The following is an 8,061-nucleotide window of genomic DNA, read 5'->3' on the forward strand; positions in this document are numbered from 1 at the left end:
ATTTGCATAACTATGACAAATTATCTTTCAATGATTGGGATTAAAGTACCAACACTTTTTGTCCTATAACCCTCAGATGAGATATTAATAGGTCGAGGTATTACCTCTAGAATTAATATATTCCCTCGTGCTATATTACATATGAGTAGTATTTTTACGTTCATATGTATAAGGAGATACTCTATGTTTAACTTTTATAGTGAGTTATTATTACGTTTACAGAAACAATTTGTATCCGAACATGAATCTGATTTCAAATCTATTGAGGATTTGTTAGAAGCATTTATGACTCAATATAATCGTGGTGATTTTAATAATACGATAGAAATGAAATTACGTGATTTATATGAGGCTGCAGAAGAGGCTGATACGAATGAGAAATCAAGGAAGTTATACAATGAAATCCTTGCATTATGTCCTGATGAAGTAGATGCTAAACGAGAACTCATAGCCCTTGAGTTACATCCAAGCTTTCAAATTTATCAGTTGAAACAGCTAGTAGAATCGTTGAAAAAACCAAAGAAAATAGATTGGAATATAATAGAGACGCGTCCTTATATGCGTTGCCTCATCGACATGGGGATGATATATTTAGAATATAATATGTATAATGATGCGATTGCCTGCTTTACGCCAGTTTTTCACGGAGACAAGCAAGATCATTCGGGATTTCTTGTGTATATGATGGTTGCTTGTTGTGGAGCTGCCAACTGGGATCGCGGCCGCAAGGTATATCAGCGATATCTTGCATGTTGCGATGATATACAAAATGCATTTAATCAGGCTCCGGATATCATGTTACCTATGCATATGCTGTATATTCTATTGGCTTTGCAGTGTGGTGAAAGCAAGATAGCCCATGATGTATTAGCAGATCTTGTTGATGAATATGAAGATATTGATTGGTTATTACAAGATGCAACGCGCTGGAACGATTTTGTAGAAGATCATTTAGAGGCTATTATGTATATGGTAGACCAAGTGCGCAATATAGATTCTGACCCACGAGAATTAATAAGCTTATATACTGCTATCTCATTTTTACCAACTCAATTAGTGGATTTTGAAAGTCCATTATGGCAGACTCTATATGATGCGTATGAACGTGTTACCGGTCGAACTGTTATAAATCGGTACTCTAATGATAGTTATATTGGAAAACGCGAGTCCGCTCATATGAGCCCCGTAGAGGTTGCTAAAGGTGGGGCTTTGCGTGGAAATCCGGTATATGACAATATACGGTTCGGTGCACAAATTACACTTTCACAAGCCGGCCTATACACAGTAGATGATTTTAAAACAATTACTAAACAAGAAGTATTGATGCTACCGGGCATTGGTAAAAAAACAGTGGAACAACTAGAGCATAATGGTGTTATATTTAAAGCATAAGATGTGACTTGAATTTAATAGCGATCCTAGGATAACGAAGGGCTATTTATCTTTTTCATAATTAATATAATCCCTTTGATGAGTATCTTGGTACTGATCAAGGGGATTTTAAATTACTACAGGGTTGTACTAATTTTTGTCCTATAACCCCATTATTACGCTAATGTTAGAGCGTTGGGCTAGTTGCTAAATAAAAGAGCTAGAAAAGCGTCTAACCACTTGCAAATGTAGTAGGCGAATACATTTACCATGACGGCTAGCCAAAACAAATAAAATAGCTGCCACAAATACGAAATAGACATCGTAATTTATGACAGCTATTTGGCAGTACCTGGTCGATCTTATAGTGTAATTATTTAGTTATATTCTATTTTTTAAAAGCCTCACCGATGGAATAAATTCCGTCAAATAAGAAACCGAAAGCGATAAAGTAGATAAATACCTCACCGGAAGCAATCGGCTGGAATATGAGTAATAGGCCTAATAGTAAAAGAATTAGTGCAAGCCATTTTGCATTACGTCCCATGAGTGATACCATGCTGTCGGACTTTCTTGATTTAATGAAAATAAAGATGGCTTCAATTACCATCCAGATGCCGATTGTGATCGGGAATACTAACGGTAGGAATGCAAATCCGCCGGATATTAAATAGATACCGAATAGAGCATTGATAATGCCGCTGATAAGATACCAGCCGCTACGTAATTCAGACGATAACGTAAAATAATTTATAATAGAGCTGACCGCACTGACGAAAAAGATAATAGAAAAAAGCCAGGCAAAAGCTATGAGATTAATAACGGGATTTAAGAGTAAGAATATCCCCAGGATAATGCTTACAATACCCGATAAAATAAAGAAGAATTTGCTTGAACCACTCATAATAATTCCTCCAATCATTGGTACTGCTTATTTACAGTATGCGTGAGATCATGGGGGGATATCAAATTGTAACGATAAAACTGTGTTTTCACAAAACTCACATGTCCATCCTGTTGACACAGTTCTATAGAATACCGTATAATACCTTTATATCTTAAATACGAGCTATGAATGGGTATAAAGGTTTACAGATCCTGCTTTCAGAGAGTTGCCGGTTGGTGCGAGGCAATAGAGGTTGTACGCTGACACTCTCCCGTGAGCTTTGGTGGCGAATTCAGCAGTAGTCATCGACGGTGGTTCCGTTATACCCGCAACGAGTCCCAATTAGGGTGGTACCGTGTTATGAATATAACGCCCCTTTGAGCAACGACAGTTGTTCTGAGGGGCTTTTTTTTATTGTAAAAGTCTAGTAAAATTACTGATTTGATGTATCTGTGTTGGCATTAGCCGAATAGTGTTGAAATTGGCGGTTTTACTAAACTTTCACAATGGATAGATATAATCAGCGTTATGTTTTATTAGTACAGAAAAGGTGAAGATTATGGATCAAAATCGCGTATATTTCTTCGATACAACCCTTCGTGATGGGGAACAAACACCAGGTGTGTCTTTACAAACTCCTGAAAAAATTGAAATTGCGAAAGGCCTAGTACGCCTCGGCATCGACGTAATCGAGGCTGGTTTCCCAGCAGCATCCCCTGGAGATTTTGAAGCAGTACAAACGATTGCACGCGAAGTGAAAGGCGCAACAATTTGTGCGTTGGCACGTGCTAATGAAAAGGACGTACAAAAAGCGATTGATGCATTGAAAGATGCGGAACGTAGCCGTTTGCATGTATTCATTGCTATTTCCGAGCTTCATATGGAATATAAATTAAAAATGACTCGCCAAGAGGTATTGGATAAGGTTAAATCCGTATTGGCATATGCAAAAGGTAAGGTTGATGAAATCGAGTTCTCTGGTGAAGATGCGGCACGCTCTGATTTAGATTTCGCATGTCAAGTATTTGGTGTTGCCATTGCTGGTGGTGCAACAATTATTAATGTACCAGATACAGTAGGTTACATGAACCCTAATGAGTTCGGTGATAAAATCCGCTATATTAAAGAACATACACCAGGCATTGAAAATGCAATTATCTCAGTTCACTGTCATGATGACTTAGGTCTTGCTAATGCAAATACGTTAGCTGCTATTAAAGCAGGTGCACGTCAAGTAGAAGGCACAATTAATGGCCTAGGCGAACGGGCTGGTAACGTAGCGATTGAAGAAGTTGTAATGGCTCTTAAAACACGCCATGATTACTTCGGCGACCTTCAAGTGAACATTGATACAAAACAATTTACGAAAGTTTCTAAACTTGTGAGTCGTTTGACAGGTGTCGTAGTTCCTCCAAATAAACCAATCGTTGGCTCTAACGCTTTTGCTCATGAGTCTGGTATTCACCAACATGGTATGATGAGCAATCCTGAAACATATGAAATCATGACTCCTGAGTCCGTAGGGGCTGAAAAAACAGACCTCGTATTGGGTAAACACTCTGGCCGTCATGCCTTTGCTGATCATTTGGCAAAACTTGGTTTCCAATCTTTCACAGAAGAGAAAATCAACGACCTCTTCGCTAAATTCAAAGAATTGGCAGACCGTAAAAAACAAGTATACGATGATGACATTATCGCTCTTGTAGTAGATAACTTACATCATAAAAAAGCATTCGAGCTTGTGGCTCAATACTACAAATTAGGTGAAAAAGGCTACGCATATGCTGACGTTCGCCTCATGACCCCAGAAGGGGAGAAAGCTGATGCTGCCGTAGGTGATGGTCCAGTAGACGCATCCCTTAAAGCAGTTGAACGTGTGGTTGGCTTGCCAATTAGCTTAAAAGACTACCAAATCCGTGCCATCACAGCCGGTAAAGATGCCCTTGGGGAAGCAACCCTTAAGGTAGAATACAACGGTCGCTTGTACCATGGTCGTGGTATTAGCACCGATATCGTTAAATCAAGTGTGAACGCATATATTAATGCAGTTAACTCAGTATTCCTAGCTATGGAGCTAGAACAACAGGAGGAAGAATAATATGGGTATGACCATTACTGAAAAGAATATGGCTCGCCACGCGGGTCTTGATGTTGTAAAGCCAGGCCAAATCATCGAATGTCATTTGGACGCTGTTTTGATGAACGACATCACATTCCCACCGGCGCGTAAAGAGTTCTTAAAAATCGGCAAACCTGTATTTGACCGTCATAAAATCTACTTGGTGCCAGATCATTTCACACCAAATAAAGATATTCAATCTGCTACACAAGCGAAAGTCATGCGCGATTTCGTACGCGAACATGGCATTACAAACTACTTTGAAGTCGGTAGAATGGGGATTGAGCACGTTATTTTGCCAGAAAAAGGCCTTATCGGTCCTGGGGAAATGATGATTGGTGCTGACTCCCACACTTGTACATATGGTGCGGTAAATGCATTCTCCACAGGCGTAGGCTCTACTGATGCGGGCGTTGCTATGGCAGAAGGTAAAACTTGGTTCAAAGTGCCTGAAACAATCAAGGTTGAGCTTATCGGTAAACCTAACAAATGGGTAACTGGTAAAGACGTAATCCTTGATTTAATCGGACAAATCGGCGTAGACGGCGCTCGTTACATGGCTCTTGAATTCGCTGGTGACGGCGTACAACACATGACTATGGCAGATCGTCTTACAATCTGTAACATGGCTATCGAAGCGGGCGGTAAATGTGGCGTATTCCCTTACGATGCAGTCACTGAAGAATACATCAAAGGCCGCGTAAATCGTCCTGTTGAATCAATCGCTCCAGATGCTGATGCAGTATATGCTCAAACAATTACCATTGACTTGTCCAAATTGCAACCAGTGGTAGCATTCCCTCATTTGCCATCTAACACACATTACATCAACGAAATCGACAAAGATATTAAAATCGACCAAGTTATCATCGGTTCCTGTACAAATGGCCGTTACGAAGACTTGGTGGCAGCAGCGGAAATCTTCAAAGGTTGCAAAGTAGCCCCATTCGTTCGTTGTATCGTAATTCCTGGTTCCCAAGATGTATACGATCAAGCTATGAAAGATGGTTTATTGGACATCTTTATTCAAGCTGACTGCGCAGTGTCCACGCCAACATGTGGCCCTTGCCTAGGTGGTTACATGGGTATCATGGCTGAAGGGGAACGCACTGTTTCCACTACAAACCGTAACTTCCGTGGTCGTATGGGTCACGTTGATTCTGAAGTATATTTGGCAAGCCCTTACGTGGCGGCAGCAAGTGCTGTATTAGGCCGCATTGCAGGCCCTGAGGAGGTTTAATATGGATTTTGAAAGCAAAAAAATCTGGCGCTACGGCGACGATGTAGATACAGACGTAATCATTCCAGCTCGTTACTTGGCGATTGCTGACTGGAACGAATTGGCTGAACATGCGATGGAGGACATTGATACTACATTCGCGCCAAATGTGAAAGCTGGCGAAATCATGGTAGCTGGTAAAAACTTTGGCTGTGGTTCCTCCCGTGAACACGCACCAGGCGTTATCAAAGCAAAAGGCGTACCTGTTATCATTGCACACTCCTTTGCCCGTATCTTCTTCCGTAATGCTATCAACATTGGTTTACCAGTAGTTGAAATCGGCGAACAAGTAGACCGTATCGACGCTGGCGATGCAATCGGCGTAGACTTGTCTAAAGGTATCGTGTACAACTTGACTAAAAACGAACAATACCAAGGGACTGAGTTGCCACAATTCATTCAAGATATTGCGGCAGCTGGTGGTCTTGTGAACTTTGCGAAAAACCGTAAATAATATTACGTTGCCGATCCTCGGTGATGCGCCGCCGCTCCACTAGCTTAACGGTCTGCGGCATAGCCTTGACCTGCTAAAGTCGCGTTAGCGCATGCACCTCGGATCTACGTATTTTTTTCTTTTGGTTTTGTTAAAAACTTTAAGACTCTTGTAGCTATCATAATCTTGAATGGCTTTATGGCAGAGAAACGGGAGGAGAGACGAGCATTCGGCTCTTGTGAGTGTGAAGGCTCGACACCGGTTATATAGATTTCTAGCGGTGGAATAACGAAAGATGAGTTTGTGGTTCATCCATAATATTGGTTATATGGAGAGGTAATATGAGCGAAAAGAATATCGTATTGATTCCTGGCGATGGTATCGGTACTGAGATTATTGCTGCAGCGAAGGCTGTGTGTGATGTGGCTTTTGAGAAAGCCGGTGTAAAAGTTAATTGGATAGATAAAAAAGCGGGCGGTGCGTCTATTGATGCATACGGTGTGCCTTTGACTGAGGATACTATCGAGGCTTGTAAAGCGGCTGATGCTGTATTGCTTGGCGCTGTAGGTGGTCCTAAATGGGATAATGTAGATCCTGCTATTCGTCCTGAGAAAGCAATTTTAGGTCTTCGTAAGGAGCTTGGCTTGTTCTGTAACTTGCGTCCTGTAAAAATCTATCCATCCTTGCAAGAGTATTCCCCTCTTAAAAAGGAACTCGTACAAGATGTAGATTTCGTTATCGTTCGTGAGTTGACTGGCGGTATTTATTTCGGCGAACGCGAAGAGGCACAAGGGGAAGGTGCTAACGAGTTCGCATGGGATAAAGAAACATACAGCCGTTACGAAGTAGAGCGCATCATGGACATTGCTATGGAAACAGCTCGCAAACGTAACAAAAAGGTTGTATCTGTAGATAAAGCAAATGTATTGGCTTCTTCTCGTTTGTGGCGTAAAATCGCGCAAGAGAAAGCTGCAGCTAATCCAGACATCGCAACAGATTACTTCTACGTAGATAATACAGCAATGCAACTCGTTGTAAATCCTGCACAATTCGACGTTATCGTGACAACAAACTTGTTCGGCGATATCTTGTCTGACGAAGGCGCTGTAATCTCTGGTTCCATCGGGCTTTTACCATCTGCATCCATGGGTACTGGCACAGCATTGTACGAACCAATCCACGGTTCTGCACCAGATATTATGGGCCAAAACTTGGCGAACCCATTGGGCACAATCTTGTCCGCAGCTATGATGTGCCGTCATTCCCTTGATTTACCTCAAGTGGCTGACGCAATTGAAAAAGCTGTGGACCAAGTGCTCGTTGATGGTTACCGCACAGGCGATATCTACCGTGACGGTTTAAAACGGGTAGGTACAACAGAAATGGCGCAAGCTGTTATCGAACGTCTATAATCGTATGAAACAAGGTTTTAAAAAGCTCATAAATTGAGCTAAATCATTTCGGATTCTTATAAAGTGAGCTAAATCATTTCAAAACCTTATCATATGCGATATAATATATAAGTATTATATATAGACCATATAAAAGAGAGGGATAGTCCCTCTCTTTTTTGTAGGAGGTGTTATGTTATGTTATCTTATTTTTTACTTGCCTTATCTATAGGGCTTGAGCTATTTGCTACGACCATGTTGAAAGCCTCTGATGGCTTTACGAGGCCGTTACAGACCGTTGCTTGTGTGCTTGGCTATGTAGGATCTTTCTATACATTGACGCATGTACTGAAATATCTTCCGCTTAGTGTTACCTATGCTACTTGGTCTGGCGTAGGCCTCGTGGTGACAGCACTCATTTCAGTCTTTATCTTTAGTGAGGGCTATAATATTTACACCATTTTGGGGATAGGTCTTATTGTAGTTGGGGTTGTCATCCTTAACTTGTGGGGCAGTGTAGGAAACTAATATTATAGCCAGTTTCTATCTTATAAATTAGAATACTGTAGATGTAGATGTAGA

General features: G+C 41.1%; 7 protein-coding genes and 1 other annotated feature. Of the genes, 6 read left to right on the plus strand and 1 reads right to left on the minus strand.

What is annotated here, in order from left to right; genetic code table 11:
* The first annotated feature begins 183 nt into the window (after positions 1-183).
* Positions 184-1,392, plus strand: a complete 1,209-nt coding sequence (locus QZ334_RS05585; RefSeq protein WP_295232603.1) for a hypothetical protein — start codon at positions 184-186, stop codon at positions 1,390-1,392.
* Between the two features lie 367 nt (positions 1,393-1,759).
* Here QZ334_RS05585 and QZ334_RS05590 read toward each other — a convergent pair whose 3' ends face one another.
* Positions 1,760-2,275, minus strand: a complete 516-nt coding sequence (locus QZ334_RS05590; RefSeq protein WP_295232606.1) for an HdeD family acid-resistance protein — start codon at positions 2,273-2,275, stop codon at positions 1,760-1,762.
* 158 nt (positions 2,276-2,433) lie between these two features.
* Positions 2,434-2,637 (plus strand) — a binding site (T-box leader).
* Between the two features lie 179 nt (positions 2,638-2,816).
* Here QZ334_RS05590 and QZ334_RS05595 point away from each other — a divergent pair.
* The 5 genes from QZ334_RS05595 to QZ334_RS05615 all read left to right on the plus strand — a co-directional run bounded on the left by QZ334_RS05595 (position 2,817) and on the right by QZ334_RS05615 (position 8,007).
* On the plus strand, positions 2,817-4,355 hold the full coding sequence (locus QZ334_RS05595; RefSeq protein WP_005381515.1) for a 2-isopropylmalate synthase: 1,539 nt from the start codon (positions 2,817-2,819) through the stop codon (positions 4,353-4,355).
* Between the two features lies 1 nt (position 4,356).
* Positions 4,357-5,616 (plus strand): 3-isopropylmalate dehydratase large subunit, encoded by a 1,260-nt coding sequence (gene leuC / locus QZ334_RS05600; RefSeq protein ID WP_295232608.1) that lies wholly within the window; start codon positions 4,357-4,359, stop codon positions 5,614-5,616.
* Position 5,617: 1 nt separating this feature from the next.
* Entirely contained in the window at positions 5,618-6,109 is a 492-nt protein-coding gene (locus QZ334_RS05605; protein WP_004694284.1) for a 3-isopropylmalate dehydratase small subunit, read from the plus strand.
* A 320-nt stretch (positions 6,110-6,429) separates the two neighbouring features.
* On the plus strand, positions 6,430-7,500 hold the full coding sequence (gene leuB / locus QZ334_RS05610) for a 3-isopropylmalate dehydrogenase (protein ID WP_295232611.1): 1,071 nt from the start codon (positions 6,430-6,432) through the stop codon (positions 7,498-7,500).
* A 177-nt stretch (positions 7,501-7,677) separates the two neighbouring features.
* A complete protein-coding gene (locus QZ334_RS05615; protein WP_295232614.1) occupies positions 7,678-8,007 on the plus strand; it encodes a DMT family transporter in 330 nt (109 codons plus the stop codon).
* The last annotated feature ends 54 nt before the right edge of the window (positions 8,008-8,061 follow it).

The organism is Veillonella sp. (genome assembly GCF_019414865.1).
Classification (GTDB): Bacteria; Bacillota; Negativicutes; order Veillonellales; family Veillonellaceae; genus Veillonella.